At 71.3% G+C, this 20,473-nt stretch carries 18 protein-coding genes; 16 read left to right on the plus strand and 2 right to left on the minus strand.

Annotated elements, in window-relative coordinates; genetic code table 11:
• The first annotated feature begins 70 nt into the window (after positions 1 to 70).
• Genes ACQPYE_RS18520 through ACQPYE_RS18545 form a run of 6 tightly spaced genes read left to right on the plus strand, consistent with a single transcriptional unit; the run spans position 71 to position 11,090 of the window.
• Positions 71 to 2,986: a glycoside hydrolase family 3 protein gene (locus tag ACQPYE_RS18520; RefSeq protein WP_498722636.1), complete on the plus strand. Its 2,916-nt coding sequence runs from the start codon at positions 71 to 73 to the stop codon at positions 2,984 to 2,986.
• The gene (locus tag ACQPYE_RS18525; RefSeq protein WP_498722638.1) at positions 2,986 to 4,263 is read left to right on the plus strand and encodes an ABC transporter substrate-binding protein; all 1,278 of its coding nucleotides are present in this window, start codon (positions 2,986 to 2,988) and stop codon (positions 4,261 to 4,263) included. The genes ACQPYE_RS18520 and ACQPYE_RS18525 overlap by 1 nt, the downstream gene beginning before the upstream one ends.
• A complete protein-coding gene (locus ACQPYE_RS18530) occupies positions 4,260 to 5,162 on the plus strand; it encodes a carbohydrate ABC transporter permease (RefSeq protein ID WP_498722639.1) in 903 nt (300 codons plus the stop codon). Before ACQPYE_RS18525 ends, ACQPYE_RS18530 begins: the two co-directional genes overlap by 4 nt.
• The gene (locus ACQPYE_RS18535) at positions 5,162 to 5,974 is read left to right on the plus strand and encodes a carbohydrate ABC transporter permease (protein WP_498722640.1); all 813 of its coding nucleotides are present in this window, start codon (positions 5,162 to 5,164) and stop codon (positions 5,972 to 5,974) included. Before ACQPYE_RS18530 ends, ACQPYE_RS18535 begins: the two co-directional genes overlap by 1 nt.
• Positions 5,971 to 8,268: an alpha-xylosidase gene (gene yicI, locus ACQPYE_RS18540; RefSeq protein WP_498722642.1), complete on the plus strand. Its 2,298-nt coding sequence runs from the start codon at positions 5,971 to 5,973 to the stop codon at positions 8,266 to 8,268. Before ACQPYE_RS18535 ends, yicI begins: the two co-directional genes overlap by 4 nt.
• On the plus strand, positions 8,265 to 11,090 hold the full coding sequence (locus ACQPYE_RS18545) for a beta-galactosidase (protein ID WP_498722644.1): 2,826 nt from the start codon (positions 8,265 to 8,267) through the stop codon (positions 11,088 to 11,090). The genes yicI and ACQPYE_RS18545 overlap by 4 nt, the downstream gene beginning before the upstream one ends.
• Here ACQPYE_RS18545 and ACQPYE_RS18550 read toward each other — a convergent pair.
• Positions 11,040 to 12,047, minus strand: coding sequence for a LacI family DNA-binding transcriptional regulator (locus tag ACQPYE_RS18550; protein WP_498722646.1), 1,008 nt, complete (start codon positions 12,045 to 12,047; stop codon positions 11,040 to 11,042). The genes ACQPYE_RS18545 and ACQPYE_RS18550 overlap by 51 nt on opposite strands.
• A 373-nt stretch (positions 12,048 to 12,420) precedes the next feature.
• Between ACQPYE_RS18550 and ACQPYE_RS18555 the strand changes: the two genes are divergently transcribed.
• The 7 genes from ACQPYE_RS18555 to ACQPYE_RS18585 are packed head-to-tail and all read left to right on the plus strand — an operon-like array spanning position 12,421 to position 16,304.
• Complete coding sequence (locus ACQPYE_RS18555; RefSeq protein WP_498722648.1) at positions 12,421 to 12,756, plus strand: hypothetical protein; 336 nt, start codon at positions 12,421 to 12,423, stop codon at positions 12,754 to 12,756.
• The gene (locus tag ACQPYE_RS18560) at positions 12,753 to 13,706 is read left to right on the plus strand and encodes a DUF3558 domain-containing protein (RefSeq protein WP_498722649.1); all 954 of its coding nucleotides are present in this window, start codon (positions 12,753 to 12,755) and stop codon (positions 13,704 to 13,706) included. Before ACQPYE_RS18555 ends, ACQPYE_RS18560 begins: the two co-directional genes overlap by 4 nt.
• Positions 13,652 to 13,882 (plus strand): ESX secretion-associated protein EspG, encoded by a 231-nt coding sequence (locus tag ACQPYE_RS18565; RefSeq protein ID WP_498722943.1) that lies wholly within the window; start codon positions 13,652 to 13,654, stop codon positions 13,880 to 13,882. Before ACQPYE_RS18560 ends, ACQPYE_RS18565 begins: the two co-directional genes overlap by 55 nt.
• A 29-nt stretch (positions 13,883 to 13,911) precedes the next feature.
• Positions 13,912 to 14,652, plus strand: coding sequence for a hypothetical protein (locus ACQPYE_RS18570; protein ID WP_498722651.1), 741 nt, complete (start codon positions 13,912 to 13,914; stop codon positions 14,650 to 14,652).
• Complete coding sequence (locus tag ACQPYE_RS18575; RefSeq protein WP_498722652.1) at positions 14,639 to 14,986, plus strand: hypothetical protein; 348 nt, start codon at positions 14,639 to 14,641, stop codon at positions 14,984 to 14,986. Before ACQPYE_RS18570 ends, ACQPYE_RS18575 begins: the two co-directional genes overlap by 14 nt.
• A gap of 14 nt (positions 14,987 to 15,000) precedes the next feature.
• Positions 15,001 to 15,726, plus strand: a complete 726-nt coding sequence (locus ACQPYE_RS18580; RefSeq protein ID WP_498722653.1) for a hypothetical protein — start codon at positions 15,001 to 15,003, stop codon at positions 15,724 to 15,726.
• Positions 15,723 to 16,304: a hypothetical protein gene (locus ACQPYE_RS18585; RefSeq protein ID WP_498722654.1), complete on the plus strand. Its 582-nt coding sequence runs from the start codon at positions 15,723 to 15,725 to the stop codon at positions 16,302 to 16,304. Before ACQPYE_RS18580 ends, ACQPYE_RS18585 begins: the two co-directional genes overlap by 4 nt.
• A 43-nt stretch (positions 16,305 to 16,347) precedes the next feature.
• Here the strand turns inward: ACQPYE_RS18585 and ACQPYE_RS18590 are convergent, their stop codons facing one another.
• Positions 16,348 to 17,289 carry an aldo/keto reductase gene (locus ACQPYE_RS18590; RefSeq protein WP_498722656.1) on the minus strand — a complete coding sequence of 314 codons (942 nt, stop codon included), beginning with the start codon at positions 17,287 to 17,289 and terminating at the stop codon, positions 16,348 to 16,350.
• Positions 17,290 to 17,335: 46 nt separating this feature from the next.
• Between ACQPYE_RS18590 and pdxR the strand changes: the two genes are divergently transcribed.
• From pdxR to ACQPYE_RS18605, 3 genes are all read left to right on the plus strand, one after another.
• On the plus strand, positions 17,336 to 18,745 hold the full coding sequence (pdxR, locus tag ACQPYE_RS18595; protein WP_498722658.1) for a MocR-like pyridoxine biosynthesis transcription factor PdxR: 1,410 nt from the start codon (positions 17,336 to 17,338) through the stop codon (positions 18,743 to 18,745).
• 44 nt (positions 18,746 to 18,789) lie between these two features.
• Positions 18,790 to 19,524, plus strand: a complete 735-nt coding sequence (locus ACQPYE_RS18600; RefSeq protein ID WP_498722659.1) for a hypothetical protein — start codon at positions 18,790 to 18,792, stop codon at positions 19,522 to 19,524.
• A 75-nt stretch (positions 19,525 to 19,599) separates the two neighbouring features.
• Positions 19,600 to 20,451: an alpha/beta fold hydrolase gene (locus ACQPYE_RS18605; RefSeq protein WP_498722661.1), complete on the plus strand. Its 852-nt coding sequence runs from the start codon at positions 19,600 to 19,602 to the stop codon at positions 20,449 to 20,451.
• Positions 20,452 to 20,473: the final 22 nt, after the last annotated feature.

The raw sequence follows: 20,473 nt of genomic DNA on the forward strand, positions 1-20,473 counted from the left end.
GGGTCGCCAGTCGAAGCGCTTCGATGGCGAGGGGGCTCCACGGCTTCCCCGAAGACGGAGGGGGACGGTCGTGTCGAGGGTCCGCCGCTCGCTGTTGTTGCCGCTGGTCGGGCTGCTGCTCGCGGCCCCGCTGCCGGCCCACGCCGGTGAGCTCCCGTTCCGCGACCCGGACCTGCCGCGCGCCACCCGGATCGCCGACCTGCTCGGCAGGTTGACGGTCGACGAGAAGGTGTCGCTGCTGCACCAGTACCAACCGGCGGTGCCGAGGCTCGGGATCGGGGCGTTCAAGACCGGCACGGAGGCGCTGCACGGCGTGGCCTGGCTGGGCGAGGCGACGGTCTTCCCGCAGGCGCTGGGCCTGGCCAGCACCTGGCACCCCGGCCTGGTCGAGCGGGTCGGCGCGGTCACCGGGCGCGAGGCCCGCGGCTTCCACGCGAAGGACCCCGCGCTCAACGGCCTCAACCTGTGGGCGCCCGTGGTGAACCTGCTGCGCGACCCGAGGTGGGGCCGCAACGAGGAGGGCTACTCGGAGGACCCGTACCTGACCGGCCGGATCTCCACCGCGTTCGGCCGAGGCGTCCAGGGCGACCACCCCGACTACCTCCAGGCCGCGCCGACGGTGAAGCACTACGTGGCGTACAACGTCGAGGACGACCGCGTCACCGTCGACTCGACCGTCCCGCCGCGCATCCTGAAGGACTACGACGAGGCGGCCTTCAAGCCGGCCGTCTCGGCGGACGCGGCGACCGGCGTGATGGCGTCGTACAACCTGGTCAACGGCCGCCCGACGCACGTCGGCCACGAGCTGGACGAGGTCGTGCGCTCCTGGACCGACGAGGACCTGATGATCGTCGGCGACGCGGGCGGCGCGTCGAACGTCGCCGGCGCGCAGCGGTACCACCCGAACCGGGTCGAGGGCAACGCCGCCGCCCTCCGCGCGGGCCTGGACAGCTTCACCGAGGACAACCGGGACTCCGCCCCCACCACGACGTCGATCAAGGCCGCGGTCGCCCAGGGCCTGATCACGATGGCCGACGTCGAGGACGCGGCGCGGCACGTGCTGTCGATCAGGTTCCGCCTCGGCGAGTTCGACCCACCCGGCCGCAACCCGTACGCGGGCATCACGCCGGACGTGATCGACGCGCCGGAGCACCGGCGGCTCGCCCGCGAGGTGGCCGCCGAGCAGGTCGTGCTGCTGCGCAACGACAACAACACGCTGCCGCTGTCCACGACGGACACGAAGGAGGTCGCGGTCGTCGGTCAGCTCGCGGACACGCTCTACGAGGACTGGTACTCCGGCACGATGCCCTACCGGGTCACGCCGGTGAAGGGTCTCGCCGAACGGGCCGCGGTCACGTCGAGCGAAGGCGTCGACCGGATCCGGTTGAAGGACCTGGCCACCGGCGAGTACGTCACCGCGTCCACCTCGGACTCCGGGGCCGCGCTCACCGCCACCGAGGTGACGCCGGGCGACGCGAGCGGGTTCGACGTGTTCGACTGGGGCGAGGGCACGGTCACGCTGCGGGCCGCCGCGAACGGCAAGACGGTGTCCCTGGGCGACGGGCGGAGCCTCGTCAACAACGCGACGCAGCCCAACGGCTGGTTCGTCCAGCAGCAGTTCCAGCTCGTGGCGCAGGCCGACGGCTCGTCCGTGCTGCGGTACGCGGGCAACGACGTCACGCAATCGTGGTTCGGCCGGACCAGGTACGTGGTCGTCGGCGCGGACGGCAGGCTGGCCGTGACCGCCGAGACGCCGGCGGCGGCGACGAAGTTCGGGCGCGAGGTCGTGCGCAGCGGTGTGGACAGCGCGGTGGAGGCGGCGAAGGGCGCGGACGCGGCCGTGGTGGTGGTCGGCAGCATGCCGTTCATCAACGGCCGTGAGGACGACGACCGCAAGACCACCGTGCTGCCGGCCGGTCAGCGTGCCGTGATCGACGCGGTGCGCAAGGCGAACCCGCGCACGATCGTCGTGCTGGAGAGCGGCTACCCGTACGCGGGCGACTGGGACACCGCGGACCTGCCCGCGGTGCTGTGGACCACGCACGCGGGCCAGGAGACCGGCCACGCGATCGCCGACGTGCTGTTCGGCGACCACAACCCGAGCGCCAGGCTGACCCAGACCTGGTACCGGTCCGACGCGGACCTGCCGGACAAGCTCCGGTACGACATCTCGAAGTCCGGGCACACCTACCAGTACTTCACGGGCAAGCCGCTGTACCCGTTCGGGCACGGGCTGAGCTACACGTCGTTCGGCTACTCGCGGTTGCGGGTGGACCGGGCCGTGGTGGGCGCTTCCGACGAGGTCGAGGTCCGCGTGGACGTGACGAACGAGGGCGGGCGCGCGGGCGCCGAGGTGGTGCGGCTGTACTCGCACCAGGAGAAGTCGCGGGTGCAGCAGCCGATCAAGCGGTTGCGCGCGTTCGACCGGGTGGAGCTGCGGCCCGGTGAGACGAAGACGGTGGAGCTGACCGTGCGCGCCGCCGACCTGGCGTTCTGGGACGTGACCCGCGAGAAGCCGGTGGTGGAGAGCGCGCCGCACGAGCTCTCGGTCGGTCCGCTGACCCGCACCATCAGCGTGCGCGGCGAGACGATCCCCCCGCGCGACCTGCGCAAGACCACGCAGGCGCAGAACTTCGACGACTACTCCGGCGTCACCCTGGTGGACACCACCAAGGAACGCGGCACCGCGGTCGCCTCGACCGCGCCCGGCCAGTGGGTCGCGTTCGAGGACGTCGACCTGGGCCGGTCGTCCCGGTCGCTGACGGCCCGGGTGGCGAACCCGGACGCGCCGACGACCGTCGAGGCACGCCTCGGCGGCCCCACCGGCAGGCTGGTGGGCACCCTCGCGGTGCCGACCACGGCCGACGAGCACTCCTGGACCGCGGTCACGTCGCCGTTGCGCGGCGCGACCGGTCGGCAGGACGTCTACCTGGTCTTCACGGGGAAGGCCCGGATCGACAACCTCACCGTGGAGGGATCATCCTGATGTCCAAGCGTCTCCTGGTGGCCGCGGTCGCGGCCGTGCTGGCCGTGGCCGGCTGCGGTGGCTCCGACGGGGCCTCCGACCCCAACACCCTCAAGCTGTGGCACTACGAGGGCCCGGACAGCGCCATGGGCGTGGCCTGGGCGGAGGCGATCAAGCAGTTCGAGGCCTCGCACCCGGGCGTGAAGGTCCAGTTCGAGGAGAAGGGCTTCGAGCAGATCCAGAAGACGGCCTCGATGGTGCTCAACTCCAACGACGCGCCGGACATCCTGGAGTACAACAAGGGCAACGCGACCACCGGTCTGCTGTCCAAGCAGGGCCTGCTGACCGACCTCAGCGAAGAGGTCGCCAAGCGTGGGTGGGACAAGAAGCTCGGGCCGGGCATCGACACCACGGCGAAGTACGACGACCGCGGCGTGATGGGGTCCGGGAAGTGGTACGGCGTCCCCAACTACGCCGAGTACGTGATGGTCTACTACAACAAGACCATGTTCGACCAGCAGGGGCTGGCCGCGCCGAGGACGCTGGACGAGCTGACCGCCGCGATGGAGAAGTTCGTCGCCGCCGGGGTCACGCCGCTCGCGCTCGGCGGCGCCGAGTACCCGGCCGCGCAACTGTGGTACCAGCTGGCGCTGACCCAGGCCGACCGCGACTGGGTGAACCGGTTCCAGCGCTACACCGGTGACGTGGACTTCCACGACAAGCCGTGGGTGTTCGGCGCGGAGAGGTTCGCCGAGTGGCTGCGCGAGGGCTACTTCTCCAAGGACTCCGCCGGCGTGAAGGCCGAGGACATGGGCCTGTCGTTCATGCAGGGCAAGAACCCGATCATGATCAGCGGCAGCTGGTGGTACGGCCGGGTGCAGGCGCAGGTCAAGGACTTCGAGTGGGCCTCGGTGCCGTGGCCGGGCATGACGGCCGGGTCCAGCGGCAACCTGTGGGTCGTGCCCGAGGGCTCGAAGAACAAGCAGCTCGCCTACGACTTCATCGAGATCACCATGTCGCCGGCGATCCAGGACAAGCTGCGCGACGCGGGCGGCATCGCGGTCGCGCCGAGCGGCACCCCCGCGACCGACCCGAGGACCAAGCAGCTCAACGACGACTTCAAGGCGATCAGCGACGCCGACGAGCTGGCGTTCTACCCGGACTGGCCCGCACCCGGCTTCTACGACGCGCAGGTGTCGTCGGTGCAGAAGGTGATCACCGGGCAGATCGGCGCGCACGAGGCGTTGACCGAGATGGCGGACTACTACAAGGAGAACACGGCGAGCGTAGGCAAATGAGCCTGGTACCCGCCTCGATCCGCGACCGCGGGTCGTACCTGCTCTTCCTCATCCCCGGCGGGCTGCTGCTGCTCGCGGTGATCCTGGTGCCGTTCGGGATGAACATCGGCATCAGCTTCACCGAGTGGTCCGGCGCGGGCGCCCCGGAGTGGGTCGGGCTGGACAACTACACCCGGCTGATGGGCGACGGCACGTTCTGGGCGTCGTTCCGGCACAACGTCGGCCTGGTGGTGGCGATGGCGATCCTGCCGACCCTGGCCGGGCTCGTCATCGCCGCCGCCCTGTTCGACTTCATCGGCAAGCACTTCGGGTCGACGCACGCCGCCGTGCTGCGGGCGTGCGTCTACCTGCCGCAGGTGCTGCCGATCGCGGTGGCCGGGATCGTGTGGAGCTGGATCCTGGCGCCGCAGGACGGCGCGCTCAACGAGGTGCTGCGCGCGGTCGGGCTGGACTCGCTGGCGCGGAACTGGCTCGGCGACCCGGACTTCGCGTTGTGGTCGGTGATGGGCGTGATGCTGTGGATCCAGGTCGGCTACCCGGTGGTGATCTTCATGGCCGGGATGCAGCGCGTGGACCCGTCGCTGCACGAGGCCGCGGAGCTGGACGGCGCGTCGTGGTGGGGCCGGTTCTTCCACGTCACCGTGCCGCAGATCCGGCCGGAGATCTTCGTCGTGCTGCTGACCTGCACGATCGCCGCGTTGAAGGTGTTCGCGCCGATCTACGTGCTGACCAGGGGCGGGCCGGGCGGGTCGACGAACGTGCCGTCCTACTACTCGTTCCAGAACTTCTTCGAGAAGACCCAGGTCGGCTACGGCGCCGCCATCGCCACCGTGCTCACCGTGCTGATCCTGATCCTGACGACGGTGTTCCTGCGCGTGCAGAACCGGGGTGAGCGCTGATGAGGCGGCACGCGGTGCTGTGGTCGATGATCGTGCTGGCCGCGGTGATGCTGGCGCCGTTCGTCCTCGTCGCGCTCAACGCGGTCAAGACACCGGCCGAGTACTCCACCGGCGGCCCGCTCGACCTGCCCACCGGCATCTCGCTGGACGGCATCGTCGCCTTCTGGGAGCGCGTCGACTTCGGCGAGAAGCTGGTCAACAGCGTGGTGATCAGCGGGTCGGTGGCCGTGCTCGCGGTGGTGGTGTCGGTGTTCAACGCCTACGCCCTGGGCATCGGCCGCGTGAAGGGCCGGCTGTGGATCCTGGTCGTGTTCCTCATCGCGAACACCCTGCCGCAGGAGGCGCTGGCCTACCCGCTGTACTTCCTGGCCAACGAGGTGGGCCTGTACGACACGAAACTCGCCGTGATCATCATCTTCACGGTGGTCCAGGCCGCGTTCGGCACCTACCTGCTCACCTCCACGCTCGGCGGCTTCCCACGCGAACTGCTGGAGGCGGCCCGCATCGACGGCGCGAACAAGTGGCAGACGCTGGTGCGGATCGTGGTGCCGATCAGCAGGCCCACCCTGGGCGTGCTGTTCGTGTTCTTCTTCATCTGGACCTGGAACGAGTTCTTCCTCCCGCTGGTGCTGCTGATCTCCAACGAGAACCAGACCGTGCCGGTGGCGCTGGGCGTGCTCCAGGGCCAGCGGATGATGGACGCCACCATGACCAGCGCCTCGGCGCTGCTGGGGGTCGTCCCGGCCATCGTCTTCTTTCTCATCTTCCAGCGGGCGTTGACCCGCGGTATCACGGCAGGAGCGGTCAAGTGAAGTTCAGCGACGGGTACTGGCTGCTGCGGCCCGGGGTCGAGGCCGCCCACCCGGTGGAGGTGCGTGACGTCGCCGCGGGGAACGGGGAGGTCGTCGTGCACGCGTCGACCCGTCCGATCCGGCACCGCGGCGACACGCTCAAGGGCCCGGCGGTCACGCTGGGGCTCACCTCGCCGATGGCCGACGTGATCGGCGTGAAGATCACGCACTTCGCCGGGGGGACGCCCGAGGAGCCGGTGTTCTCGCTGGCCGCCGACGGCGCCCACGAGGCCAAGGTGGTGGAGGACGACGCCGGGGTGGTGATGACCGCCGGCGCGTTGTCGGCGCGGGTGCGCCGCGGCGAGGAGTGGCGGGTCGAGTTCACCGCCGACGGCCGTTCGCTGACCAGCAGCGGCGTCAAGGGCATCGGCTTCATGACGGTGGACGGCGCGCACCACGTCCGCGAGCAGCTGGTCCTGGGTGTCGGCGACACCGTCTACGGGCTGGGCGAGCGGTTCGGGCCGCTGGTCAAGAACGGCCAGACCGTCGACATCTGGAACGCCGACGGCGGCACGAGCAGCGAGCAGGCGTACAAGAACGTCCCGTTCTACCTCACGAACGCGGGCTACGGGATCTTCGTCAACCACCCCGGGCACGTGTCGTTCGAGGTCGGCTCCGAGGCGGTGTCGAAGGTCCAGTTCAGCGTCGAGGGCCAGGAGCTGGAGTACTTCCTGGTCTACGGTCCGACGCCGCGCGAGATCCTGCGCAAGTACACCGCGCTCACCGGACGGCCCGCGCTGCCGCCCGCGTGGTCGTTCGGCCTGTGGCTGTCGACGTCGTTCACCACGTCCTACGACGAGGAGACGGTGTCGGGGTTCATCGACGGGATGCTGGAGCGCGACCTGCCGTTGAGCGTGTTCCACTTCGACTGCTTCTGGATGCGCGAGTTCCACTGGTGCGACTTCGAGTGGGACCCGCGCACGTTCCCCGACCCGGTCGGGATGCTCGACCGCCTGCGCGCCAGGGGCCTGCGGATCTCGGTGTGGATCAACCCGTACATCGCGCAGCGGTCGCCGCTGTTCGCCGAGGGCAAGGCGAACGGCTACCTGCTGCGCAGGCCGAACGGCGACGTGTGGCAGTGGGACCTGTGGCAGCCGGGCATGGCGCTGGTCGACTTCACCAACCCGGCCGCCCGCGCGTGGTACTCGGCCAAGCTGGACGCGCTGCTGGCCCAGGGCGTGGACTGCTTCAAGACCGACTTCGGCGAGCGCGTGCCGACCGACGTCGTCTACCACGACGGCTCCGACCCGGAGCGGATGCACAACCACTACACCCACCTCTACAACCAGACCGTGTTCGAGGTGCTGCGCGAGCGGCGCGGCGACGGTGACGCGGTGGTGTTCGCCCGGTCCGCCACGGCGGGCTCGCAGCAGTTCCCGGTGCACTGGGGCGGTGACTGCGAGGCCACCTACGAGTCGATGGCGGAGAGCCTGCGCGGCGGGCTGTCGCTCGGCCTGTCCGGGTTCGGCTACTGGAGCCACGACATCGGCGGCTTCGAGGGCACGCCGTCGGCCGCGTTGTTCAAGCGGTGGATCGCGTTCGGCCTGCTGTCCTCGCACAGCCGGCTGCACGGCAGCTCGTCGTACCGCGTGCCGTGGCTGTTCGACGAGGAGTCCGTCGACGTGCTGCGGCACTTCACGAAGCTGAAGCTGCGGCTGATGCCGTACCTGGACGGCGCCGCGCGGCAGGCCGCCGCCGAAGGCGTGCCGATGATGCGGGCGATGGTGGTGGAGTTCCCGGACGACCCCGGCTGCACCCACCTCGAACGCCAGTACATGCTCGGTGACGACCTGCTGGTCGCGCCGGTGTTCTCGGATGAGGGCGACGTGTCGTACTACGTCCCCGAGGGCGTGTGGACCCACCTGCTGACCGGCGAGACCGTGCAGGGCCCGCGCTGGGTGCGCGACCGCTGCGACTTCCTCACCGCGCCGGTGCTCGTGCGCCCGAACGCGGTCCTGCCGGTGGGCGCGGTCGACGACCGGCCGGACTACGACTACGCCGAGGGCGTCACGCTGCGGGCGTACCGGCTGGCCGACGGCGACCACGTGACGGTGGTCGGCGGCGCCACGTTCCGCACCCACCGCCAGGGCGACGAGATCCGGGTCGAGGCCGAGGGCGCGCCGTCGAGCTGGGGGCTGCTGCTGGTCGGCGCCACCGCGGTCGACGGGGTCGACGGCGGCGCGGTCGGCTCGCACCCCGACGGTGTGCTCGTCAGCGCCGAGGGCGGCGCCCTGACGCTGCGAGGGGTGCGGTGAGGCTGTTGGCGGCCGTGCTCCTGTTAGCGGGTTCGCTGGCCGCGACCACCCCCGTGGTCGCGGCTCCCGCGTCGGCCGAGGAGCGGCACGTGGTCTCCTACGACCGGTACTCGCTGACCGTGGACGGCGAGCGGGTCATGCTGTGGTCGGGCGAGTTCCACTACTTCAGGTTGCCCAGCCCCGAGCTGTGGCGTGACGTGCTGGAGAAGATCCGGGCGGCCGGGTTCACCGGCGTGTCGCTGTACTTCCACTGGGGTTACCACTCGCCGTCGCCGGGCGTCTACGACTTCACCGGTGTGCGCGACGTGGACCGGCTGCTGGGGATGGCCGACGAGCTGGGCCTGTACGTGGTCGCCCGGCCCGGGCCGTACATCAACGCCGAGACCAGCGGCGGCGGCTTCCCGGCGTGGCTGAAGGCGGTGGAGGGCCGGGCCCGGTCGAGCGATCCGGGCTACACGGCCGCCTACCGCCAGTGGTTGGCGCACATCAACCCGATCATCGCCCGGCACCAGGTGTCGCGCGGCGGCTCGGTGATCGCCTACAACGTGGAGAACGAGTACGCGGTCAACGTCGACCCGGCCTACATGGAGGACCTCCAGCGGCAGGCCCGCGACGCCGGCGTCGACGTGCCGATCGTGCACAACAACTGCTGCGGCGGCGACCTGGCCAACTGGTCGTCCGGCCGCGGCGCGGTCCAGATCCCCGGTGTCGACGACTACCCGCAGTCCTTCGAGTGCGACGACCCGGACGCCTGGGGACCGTGGGGCGACGGCGTCACGCGCCGGCTGCGCGACGACGCGCCGGTGTACGCCGCCGAGTACCAGGCGGGCGCGATCGACCTGCGCGACGCCGGGTACGACAAGTGCCGCGAGCTGACCGGCCCGAACTACATGAAGGTGTTCTACAAGAACAACGCCATCTCCAGCGGCGCCACGATGTACGGCTACTACATGACGTTCGGCGGCACGTCCTGGGGATGGCTGCCGCAGCCGAACGACGTCTACACCTCCTACGACTACGGTTCGGCGATCACCGAGTCGCGGCAGCTCACCGCCAAGTACGACGAGTTCAAGCGGCAGGGCTACTTCATGACCACGGTGGCGCCGTTGACCAAGACCGACGAGACGGCCGCGCCGGCGCCCGCCGACCCCGCCGTGCTGACGCGGGCGCGGGCCAACCCCGACACCGGGACGCAGTTCGTGCTGGTGCGGCAGGCCGAGCTCGCCGGCGTCGACGACGTGTCCACGACCCTGGACTGGTCCACCCCGGACGGCCGCTACCAGGTGCCCGTGCGGGTGAACGGCCGCGACGCCAAGGTCCTCGTCGCCGGGTACGACCTCGGCGGCCAGCGGCTGGTGTGGTCCAGCTCCGAGATCCTCACGCACGTCGACGTCTCGGGTCGCGACGTGGCCGTGCTCTACGGCCGTGCCGGCGAGCAGGGCTCCACCGTCCTGCGCTACGACTCGGCGCCGACCGTCGAGGTCCTCGACGGACAGGTCCGCGGCTCCTTCGCCGACGGCGACCTGCGGCTGGACTACACCCACACCGGGCTGTCCCGGGTGCTGGTCACCGGCGGCGGGCGGCGGCCGGTGCTGCTGCTGCTCGGCACCGACGAGACCGCCGCGCGGTTCTGGCGGCAGGACACCGCGGCCGGCCCGGTCCTGGTCCGCGGCACGTCGCTGGTCCGCTCCGCCGAGATCGAGGGCGACCGGCTGGCGCTGCGCGCCGACACCGACCAAGCGTCCGACGTCGAGGTGTTCGCCCCGGCCCGTCACCTGTCCGTCGGCGGCCGGCCGGTGCCCGTGCGCCGGACGTCGAGCGGTTCCCTGCTCGGCTCGCTGCCCGGCCCGCAGCGGGTGCGCCTGCCCGAGCTGACCGACTGGCGGTACCGCCCCGAAGCGCCCGGCCAGGGCGAGTCGGGCTGGACCACGGCGGACAAGACGACCACGGCGAGCCCGATCAAGCCGAAGACGCTGCCGGTGCTGTACGCCGACGAGTACGGCCACCACAACGGCCACGTCTGGTACCGCGGCCGGTTCACCGCCACCGGCGCGGAGAAGACCGTCGCGGTCAACGCCATCACCGGCCGGCGCGGCGACTACCAGGTGTGGCTCGACGGGCATTACCTCGGCTCGGCCGCCGGCGGTGTCCAGGCCGACTCCGAACCGGTCAACCCCGATCCGGGGCGCGGCGACTTCGCCGTGCCCGCGGGCCTGCTGACCCAGGGGCGGCAGGCGACGTTGACCGTGCTGGTCGGGAACATGGGCCACAACGACGACTGGACCGCCGACGACATCCGCCACAAGCAGCCCCGCGGCCTGTTCGGGGTGGTGGTCGAGGGCTCGACCGCGCCGATCTCCTGGCAGATCCGCGGCTCCAGGCCCGTGGACGGCGAACGCGGCCCGATGAACGCCGGCGGCCTGTACGGCGAACGAGCCGGCTGGCACCTGCCCGGCTCCGGCGGCTGGCAGCAGCCGCCGCCGGGCAGGCTGACGCCGGGCGTGTCCTGGTACCGCACCGACTTCGAGCTGGACCTGCCGCGCGGGCACGACGTGTCGCTCGGCCTGCGGTTCGAGGACACCACCGCGCGTGGTTACCGGGTGCTGGTCTTCGTCAACGGCTGGAACATGGGCCAGTACCTCAACGGCGCCGGCCCGCAGCGGGAGTTCGTGCTCCCGAATGGAGTGCTGCGCGACCGCAACACGCTCACCTTCGCCGTGATCGCGACCGAGGCGGCGCAGGGTGACCCCGGGAAGGTGAGCCTGGTGACCCTAGGCAACCACCGGACCGGTGCTGCCACGGGCAGTCAGCCGGGGCGGTAGCAGCCGGACCTCGGGTTCGGCGGGGCCGTCGAGCCGGCGCATCGCCAGCTCGACGGCCAGCCGCCCGAGCTCGACGGCCGGCAGGTCGATCGAGGACAGCGGCACGGCCTGCGCCTGCGCCACGTCCGGCGGGCAGACGGCCAGCACGGAGATGTCGTCCGGGACGCTCCGGCCCCGCCGGGCCAGCTCCGAGAGCAGCGGGCCGAGGATGGCCTCGTTGTGCACCACCAGGCCGGTGACGGGGCGGTGACCGCCCAGCAGGCCGTCCAGGCACTCCCGGAGGCCGTCGTAGGTCGGTACGCACGCCAGCGCGGTGGCGTCTACGCCGCGGCTCGCGGCGGTCCGCCGGAACCCGCTCAGGAACCGGCCCGCGTAGCTCGTGCCGCGCTGGTAGACGGCGGGGGAGGGGCCGATGAGCGCGATGTCGCGGTGACCGAGGTCGGCGAGGTGGTGCACGCAGTCCGACCCGGCGGCGGTGAAGTCGAGGTCGACGCAGGTGAGCGCGTAGGGGTCGTCCGGCACGCCGATCAGCACCGCGGGGGTGCCCAGCTCGCGCAGCACGGGCACGCGTGGCTCGGCCGCTTCGACGTCCATCACGATGATCGCGTCGGCGAGCGAGGAGGCCACCACCCGGTGCAACCCCTCCGCGCCCTCGTCCGCGGTCAGCAGCAGCACGTCGTGGTCGTGGGAGCGGGCCGCGGTGACCGTGGCGGCGACGAACTGCATGACCACGGGGACGTTCAGGTCGGTGCGCAGCGGCACGACGAGGGCGAGCACGTTCGTGCGGCTGCTCGCCAGCGCCCGCGCGCCCGCGTTCGGCCGGTAACCGAGCGCGCGGATGCTGTGGTGCACGCGCTGCCGGGTGGTCTCCGAGATCGAGCGCTTGCCGGACAGCACGTAGGACACGGTGCTGGGCGAGACCCCCGCGGCTCGGGCGACGTCGGCGATGGTGACCATCGGTGGATCATAATACGCCGCACCCGGGTGCCGGCCCCGGTGTGTTCCATTGTGGACGACCTTTGTGGCGGTGCGGTCCGGGAGTGCTTGTGCGCCGCTGATCGCAGAGCTGTCGCGGGCTGTCCACAGCGGACTGGGAGTGATCCGCTCGCACGTCGGTCGACCCGCCCCGTCGGCACCGCTTTCGAATGGCGCCTACTGTGTTGCGCGGGGACAACTATTGCTCGGCCGCAATGAGGCGGACATCCGAATTGTGTGCCCCGTCCGGCTGACCACCATTCGAGTTAAGCTGACCGAAGCGCATTGTGCGCGCAGTACCCCGACGCTAATGTCGATATCCGCATTGGAGCACGACGCGAGGAGTTGCGCACACGTGTCCACTCCGCCCGCCGCCGGGGGTCAGGGTTTTGTTTTCGATCCGAACGGGATCGAAGTCGTCATCAGCGACTGGATGGCGCTCGCCGACGACTTGGCGGAAGACGACCGGAGGCTGGAGACCCTGCGCGACCTGAACGGTCCCGGTGACGAATTCTCCAGCACCGCTCTGGCGCGCAGGACGGTCGACGCGGTCGCGGCGTTCAAGGGTCACGTGGGCGCGATGTCCTTCTTCGCGGAGGACTGCATCACCAGACTGGCCGCTGCTCGCGACGAGTACCTGGCGAGGGATCGTGGCGCCGCCGACGCGTTCGAGCAGCGGGAGACCTCGTGAGGGGTGCGATCGCCGCGACAACCGTCGGCGTCCTCGCTCTGTCGTTGGCGGCCTGTTCGACTTCGGCAGAGGGGACCGAGGGGCCGGAAAAGACCGGTGTGCCGTCGCGGTCCGCGGTCCCCTCGATCGCACGTGCGCCCGAGGTGGCCGAACCGCTGACGCCCGACCCTTTCCTGTCCGACGCGTGCCGGGCCATCTCCGCGGACACTGCCGCGGCCTTGAACCTCGCCACGCCCGGCAACGGTGATCGGACCCCGGCCAGTTCGGGCTGCGTCTGGCGGACGGTGGACCGGCAATTCACCGTCGCGGTCAGCCGCATGACCACGTTGACGGCCGGGTTGTCGGAGATCTACGCGCAGTGGGCCAAGGACCCCGAGGTTTACCGGTACTTCGAACCGCTGGTCGTCCGCGGCTATCCGGCGTTGTACGCGGACAAGATAGACAAACGTGCGCGGGGTCATTGCACGCTGAACATCGGGGTGACCGACAGCCTTTACGTGAAAATATCGGTCAACCGCTTGGCGAGGGGTGAGAACGTCTGTGAATTGGCCGCTGCGCAGATCTACTGGCGCATCGGCATCGGCATCGGCATCGGCAACGGGCCCGGTAACGGTGACCTGGCCGCGGCGCAGGAGGAGCTGACCAGGCTCGAAGAGCGCTGCTCGGCACGGGAGGGCGTGCTGAGGGATCTGGCCGCCGAGCTCGACGCCGCCTGGCAGGGCAATGCCGCGGATTCGGCCGTCACCACCCTCGCGCCGCTCAACCGGGCGTTCCAGGACGCGACGTCGTCGTTGCAGCAGCTGGTGGACGCGGTCCGGGACCAGATCGAGTCGTTCTCCCGCATCTACCACGCGGTGGAGGAGGTCCCGGCCGAACCCGGACCGGTGCCGGGAACCTGTGCTCCGCGGTCCGCACGCCCGGCGGGCGCAAGCGCATCGAGCGCCCGGTGAACTACGTCGACACCGCGAACGGGCGGTGGCTGGTGCTGCTCGCCGACACCAGTGGTGGGTGGGCGACCGCGGCGCCGGCGACGCCCGCCCTGATCGCGCTGCGACTGCGGGAAGCAGCCGACGCGCTCGAAGCCGGTGGCGCACCGGGTTTTCTCGGCGATCCGCACCGGAAGTAGCCGGATGCCGACTTTCGAGGGGGAGGACCATGCCGCTTGACGACGTGGAGCTGCACGCGCTGAACGTTCCCGACAGCCCGCAGGCGCGGGCGCACTTCGCCGAGCTCACCCGCCCCGGAGGCGTCGAGCTGCGACCGGCCGACGCATACGAGGCCCGCGACCCCACAGGTTCCGTCACCGTCACGGTGGACAAGGCCCGGATGGTCACGAGCGTCCGCCTCCGCGCCCGGTGGCAGGACCACCTGCGGCCGGACGTCTTCCCCGCGGCGCTCTACAACACCTACGTGACCGCGGTCCAACGGGCGCTCGCCGTGGAACTCACCCACCGGTCGTCCGGTCCACCGACGCGACCGGCGCCGCAGGCGGTCCACGTCGACCCCGTGGACCTGCCGATCGAGGACTGGCTGGCTCGCACCCGGTCCAGGCTCGACGCCATCGACGACGCGTACGACGAGATCCGGCGTGGGCAGGGGGCCGTGCCACCGGACGTCACCGAGATCCGCAGCCCACTCGGCTACCTCACCCTGCGCCTCCGAGGTGGGGGGCCGATCGGGATCCACGGGAACGCCCAGGCGCTGAGCCACGCGGCAGACGCCGTCCTGGCCCAGGACGTCCGGCAGCTGTTCGGCCGAGCGGGTCTGGGAACCGGGGCGGGGGTTCCTCCTCGGGCGGTGCGACGCAGGTCCGACAACCGCGACGACGGTGGGGATGACGACTACTTCTCGGGGTTCAACGTCTTGCGGGACAGGGGTGGACATGGGCAACGGTGAGTTCGAGGTGGTCAGTCGGAGATTGCGCGACGAGGCCAAGCTCTGGGACCAGCGCGCGGCGGCCGCGCGGCCGATCGTGGAAGCGGTGGAGGACTCGCACCTGTCGCTGCCCGCGTTCTTCGTCGGTGATCTCTCGACGTTCGCCGCCGGTATCGCCAACGCCGCGCTCGAAGCCGACCAGTACGAGGAGTTCCGCGCGTTCATGGAGCAACTCGTGCAGGGTGCGGTCACCGAGTTCGGCCAGCTCGGCGCGACGCTGAGGAAGATCGCGGACGAGTACGACCGGACCGACAGCCTCAACGAGACCGACCTCGACAAGATCTACCGCGTGTAGGAGGTGGTGACCTCATGGCCGACGCCGGTCAGCTGACAGGGGAGTTCAACCGGTGCTTCGAGGGATTGGAGGACAAGGCTCGTGAGTGCGGCGGCAAGTACAACGCCGCGGTCGACCACATCAACGACTGGCGGTTCGTGCTCGGTCCGGTGCTGCTGGCCGTCCGCCCCGCTCTCGACGACATCCGAAAACACCTCGAGACGGTGTTCAAGCTGATCAGGACCGCGGTGGAGCACCACATGCCCGTGGTGTCGCTGATCGTCAAGTCGTTCGACTGGCTCAACCGGGTGCAGGCCCCCGCGAACGGGCTCGTCCTGCCGAAGACCCACCTGACCTACCACTGGCAAGGTCCGGCCAGCACGGCGTACCAGGACAAGGTCACGGTGCAGAACGAAGCGATCGCCGCCACCGCCGTCAAGGCGGACCAGGTCAGCAAGTGGCTCATGGACATCGCCAAGTACAACGTCGAGTACATGGTCGAGCTGTCCAAGATGGCGACCAGCTTCCTGGGGGCGCTCGTCACCGTCGCGCTCGAGGCGGTGACGGTGGTCGAGATCCCGTTCGCCGTCGACAAGCTCGCCACTGCCATCGGGACGCTGGTCACCCAGTCGCTGGACAACCTGACCGGGATCGCGAAGAGGTTCGTGGAGGCGCTCGGCAAGGTGCGGGACCTCCTCAGCCTGATGAGCGATCCCAAGCTGCTGCCCGGCGGCAAGTGGCCCCAGGCGGTGACGGGGTGAGTCGACGCCTGCTGATCGCCCTGGTGCTGACGGGGGTGGTCGCCGCCGGCTGCGGTGCCGAACCGGGACCGCCGACCACGTCGGGCTCGGGCACGACGACGAACAGCAGTCCGGCCTCAGAGCCGGTGAAGTACGCCTTCGACGCCTTCAAGAGCTGTCCGGAGATACGCCAGGAGGTGGGGGACCTGCCGCCACCCCTGCCGGCCGAGCCGCTGGAGGCCGCCGACCGGTACTCGTTGACCTGCACGTTCACCACGTCGAAGAACAACCAGCCCTTGATCACCTTCCAGGTCGAGCTGTACGGGGACCACGAGGGAGTGCCCGGGGCCGACCGTGCGGCGTCCGGCTTCTCCCTCGGTCCGGCGGGCGCGGAGGCCACCGACGTGGACCTGGGCTCCGCCGCCCGCTGGGCGGATCGGAGCACCGGCGCCAGCTGTCGGCTGGAATTCCTGGACGAGAACGCGGTGATGATCACGTCCTACCACTCCGGTGCGACAGCGCTCGACCCCCGGAGCGAGGAGTGCCGCCGAGGTGCTCGCGACTTCGCGAAGCGGATCCACGACGCCGTGCAGCCGTGACCAGGCCGGGTCCGTCGGCGCCGCTGCGACGGACCCGGCCTGGTCACCGCGCGGTGTCCAGCCGCCGGCGCTGCTCGGCGGTCAGCTCCAGCGACACCCCGGCGACCGCCTCGTCCAGTTGCTCGACCGTGCTGACGCCGACGATCGGCGTGATGTCCAGGTCGCCGCCGGTCAGCCACGCCAGCACGACCTGGTTGCGGTTCGTGCCGGTCTCGGCGGCGACCTCGTCGAGCACGGCCAGGCGGCGCATCGTGCCGGGGTGGTCGTACTCGGCGGGCAACGGCTTGTCCGCGCGGGTGTATCGGCCGCTGAGCAGTGGCGTGTAGGCCCACAGCGCCATGTCGGGGTGGTGCTCCAGGTAGTGGACCACCTCGTCGCCGACGGCGCCGAACCGGTGCACGACGGTCGGCCGCGTGCCCGGACGCGGTTGCAGGTAGGTGTGGTGCTGCTGGACGGCGGTGAAGCCGACGCGACCGTTCTCGCGGGCGATCCACCGGGCTCGGTCGACCTGCCACACCGGGTAGTTCGAGCCGCCGAGCCGGCCGACGACGCCGGCGGACACCAACTCGTCGAACGCGGCGACCGTCTCCTCCAGCGGTGTCACCGGGTCCGGCTTGTGCGCCCAGTACAGCTCGACGTGGTCCGTGCCGAGCCGCCGCAGGCTGCCCTCGATCCCGTTCTTGATCACCCCGGCCGAGAGGCCCTCGGCCGTCTCGGGGAACTTGCCGGCCTCGGTCGGCTCGCACCCCACCTTGGTGCTGATCCGCACCCGGTCACGCATCCCCGGCCGGGCGGCGAGCCAGCGGCCCAGCAACTCCTCGCTCTGCCCGCCGAACCCGCTCGGGGACTCCCAGAACGCGTAGCAGTTCGCGGTGTCGATCCAGACGCCGCCCGCGTCCACGAACCGGTCCAGCAGCTCGAACGACCGGCGTTCGTCGGTGATCGTGCCGAACAGCATGGCACCCAGGGCCAACTTGTCCATCATGCCCTTCACGGTAGGTCGGGTCGGCCCGGCAGTACTCTCCAATCCCGTGCCGGTTTCCCAGACCAATTTCGCGTGGGCGACGCTGGTGGAGGTCGGTGGGCGTGGCCGCCTGCACGACCGCCTGGCCCGCGCGCTGCGCACCGCGATCCGGGAGGGCCGGCTCGATGAGGGCGCGGCCGTGCCGCCGAGCCGGGCGCTGGCGGAGGAACTGGGCTGCTCGCGCTGGGTCGTGACGGAGGCCTACGGGCAACTCGTCGCCGAGGGCTACCTGTCCGCTCGGGTCGGTTCGGCCACGCGGGTGTCGTGGTCGCCCGAGGTGACGCCGAGGCAGCCACACGCCGAGCGCGCCCCGGCCCGGCCCTCGATCCGGTACGACCTCGCGCCCGGTCTGCCCGACCTGCGCGCGTTCCCGCGCCGGCGCTGGGCCGACGCGGTGCGCACGGTCATCGGCTCGGCCGTGCACTACGACCTCGACGTCCCCGACCCGGCCGGGCACGCCGTGCTGCGGTCCACCCTCGCGCGGTACCTGCGCCGGTCACGCGGTGCGGACGCCGGCACCACGTCGGTGTTCGTGTGCGCCGGCGTCACCGACGGCCTGGCCCGCACGTGCCGCGCGCTGCGCGCCGAAGGGATCACGGACCTGGCCGTCGAACACCCGGGGTGGCCGCGCCTGCGTGACGCCGCGACCGGCGCCGGCCTGCGCGTGCACCACGTGCCGGTGGACGACGACGGCCTGCGCGTGGACGACCTGACCCGCACACCGGCACGGGCGGTCGTGGTCGGCGCGGCGCACCAGTTCCCGACCGGCACGGTGCTGTCCCCGGCCCGCCGGGCACGCCTGGTGCGCTGGGCCCGCGAGGTCGACGGCTTCGTCATCGAGGACGACTACGACGCCGAGTTCCGCTACGACCACCACCCGGTCGCCGTCATGCAGGGCATGGACTCCGGCCGGGTCGTCCTGCTCGGCTCGGTCAGCAAGACCTTGTCGCCGGCGCTGGGCCTGGGCTGGCTGGTCGCGCCGACCGCGCTCGTCCCGGCGCTGCGCACCGCCAACCCCGTGGCCGCCGCACCGCCGGTCCTGGACCAACTGGCACTGGCGACGTTCATCGACCGCGGCTGGTACGACGCCCACCTGCGGGCGTCCCGCCGTCGCTTCCGCACCCGCCGGGACCTGCTGCTCGCCACCCTGGCCACCCGCCTGCCGCAGGCCAGGGCGTCCGGCACCGCCGCCGGCCTGCACGTCCTGCTGCACCTGCCGGACGACACCGATACCCGCGGCGCGGTCCGGGCCGCCGCCTCCGCCGGCCTGCGCTTGGCGGACCTCGACGACTACCGCGCGAAGCACGCGCCCGACCGTGCCCTGGTGCTCGGCTACGGCAACATCGGCGACACCGAGATCCCGGCGGCCGTGGCGCTGCTGGAGGAAGCCCTGACGATCACCGTGCGTACCCGATGACCTCGAAACGGTGACGTTACGCTGATGTCGGGAGGTGGTGCGGGGTGCGGTTGCCGTTCGGCGTGCACGAGTCGGTGCGGCCGGAGTTCGAGCGGCGGTGGTCGCGCGCGCGGCCGTCGGTGCGGCTCGGCTTCCTCGCGCCGCCGGCGGTGAGCCTGGTCGTCGCGCTGGTGTCCCGCTGGTCGGGACTGGCCGGGCCGGGCTGGGTCCTGCTGGTGGTCGGTGTCGTGACGCCGGTGCTGTTCCTGGCGCGCCGGGTCTACGTGCACCGGCCGGGGTGGTGGGTCGGGCTGGTCCTGTACGCGGGCGCGGCGCAGGTGCTCGGGATCGGCGCGCTCACCGGGAACGTGCTGCTCGCCCTGCCCGCCGTCGCGGCCACGGCGGTCGCGGGTGTGCTGCTGACCAAGGCGAAGGCGGTGCTGCTGGACGCGGCGGGTGGCGCGATCGCCGGCACCACCCTCGGCGTGCGCAGCGCGTCCCGGCAGGTGCGCAACCCCACCGGGCACCTCGTGCTCGCCCACGCCACCTTCGACGGCGAGTCGCTGCGCTGGCACGTGGGCACCGGACCGTCCACCCCGGACGTCTCCGGCGGCGAGCTGCCGCTGCGCGAGATCACCGACGTCCGGGTGGCCGACACGCGGGACGTGCCGGGCGGCGAGGTGGTCGTGGTCCGCACCTCGGCCGAGCACGCCGCCGAACTGGTCGTCGGGCGCCCGCACGACTTCGCCGCCCTCCTCGACCGGCGGTTGGCGCTGCTGCGGCAGCCCGACTGGTCGTGACGGCCGGCGCGCGTGACGTCCGCCCTTGTTACTCGTTGGTCAAGCAGACGTCCGACGACGGAAGGGGCAGCGGCCATGGCGACCGAACGGTTGCGGCTGGAGGACGGCACGGAGCTGAACGTGGCACGCAGCGGCCCGCCCGACGCCGAGTTGACCGTGGTGCTCGCCCACGGCTACGCGCTGGACCACCGCAGCTGGCACCGGGTGGTGGCGGCGCTGCCGGAGTCCGCGGGGGTGATCGCCTACGACCACCGCGGCCACGGCGCGTCCTCGCCCGCGGACAAGGAGACCGCGACGATCGAGCAGCTCGGCGACGACCTGGGCGAGTTGATCGAACGGCTGGTCCCCGAGGGGCGGGTCGTCGTCGCGGGGCACTCGATGGGCGGCATGGCCGCGATGGCGATGGCCGAACGCCGTCCCCGCCTCTACCGGCAGCGGGTGTCGGGCGTGGTGTTCGTCTCGACCGCCGCCACCGGCTTGGCGGAGACGTCGCTGGCCTGGCCCAAGGCGTTGGGCAAGCTGGTCCGCGAGCTGGAACGCGCGTTCGGGCCGCTGGTGCGGGCGGTGCGGGAGAAGATCGAGCCCGCGAAGACGGCCGGCTTGCGCTGGTGGCTGTTCGGCGACGAGCCGCGCGAGGAGGACGTCTCCCTCACCGCGGACATGGTGTGGGCGCACTGGCCGGAGACCATCGCGCTGTTCCGGCCGGCCGTCGACCGCTACGACCGCGAGGCCGCGTTGTCCGTCGCGGGGGAGCGCCCGGTGATCGCCGTCGTCGGCGACGAGGACCGACTGGTGCCAGAGTCGAACGCCAAGGCGCTGGCAGCGGCGGTCGGCGGCGAGTCGGTGGTGGTCGAGGACGCGGGCCACATGCTGCCGCTGGAAGCACCAGCCGAGGTGGCGGCCCGGATCATGGAGCTGGGCGTCTGACGCCTCACGGCGACCCTCTCCG

Source organism: Actinosynnema sp. CA-299493 (genome assembly GCF_050946825.1).
GTDB lineage: Bacteria > Actinomycetota > Actinomycetes > Mycobacteriales > Pseudonocardiaceae > Actinosynnema.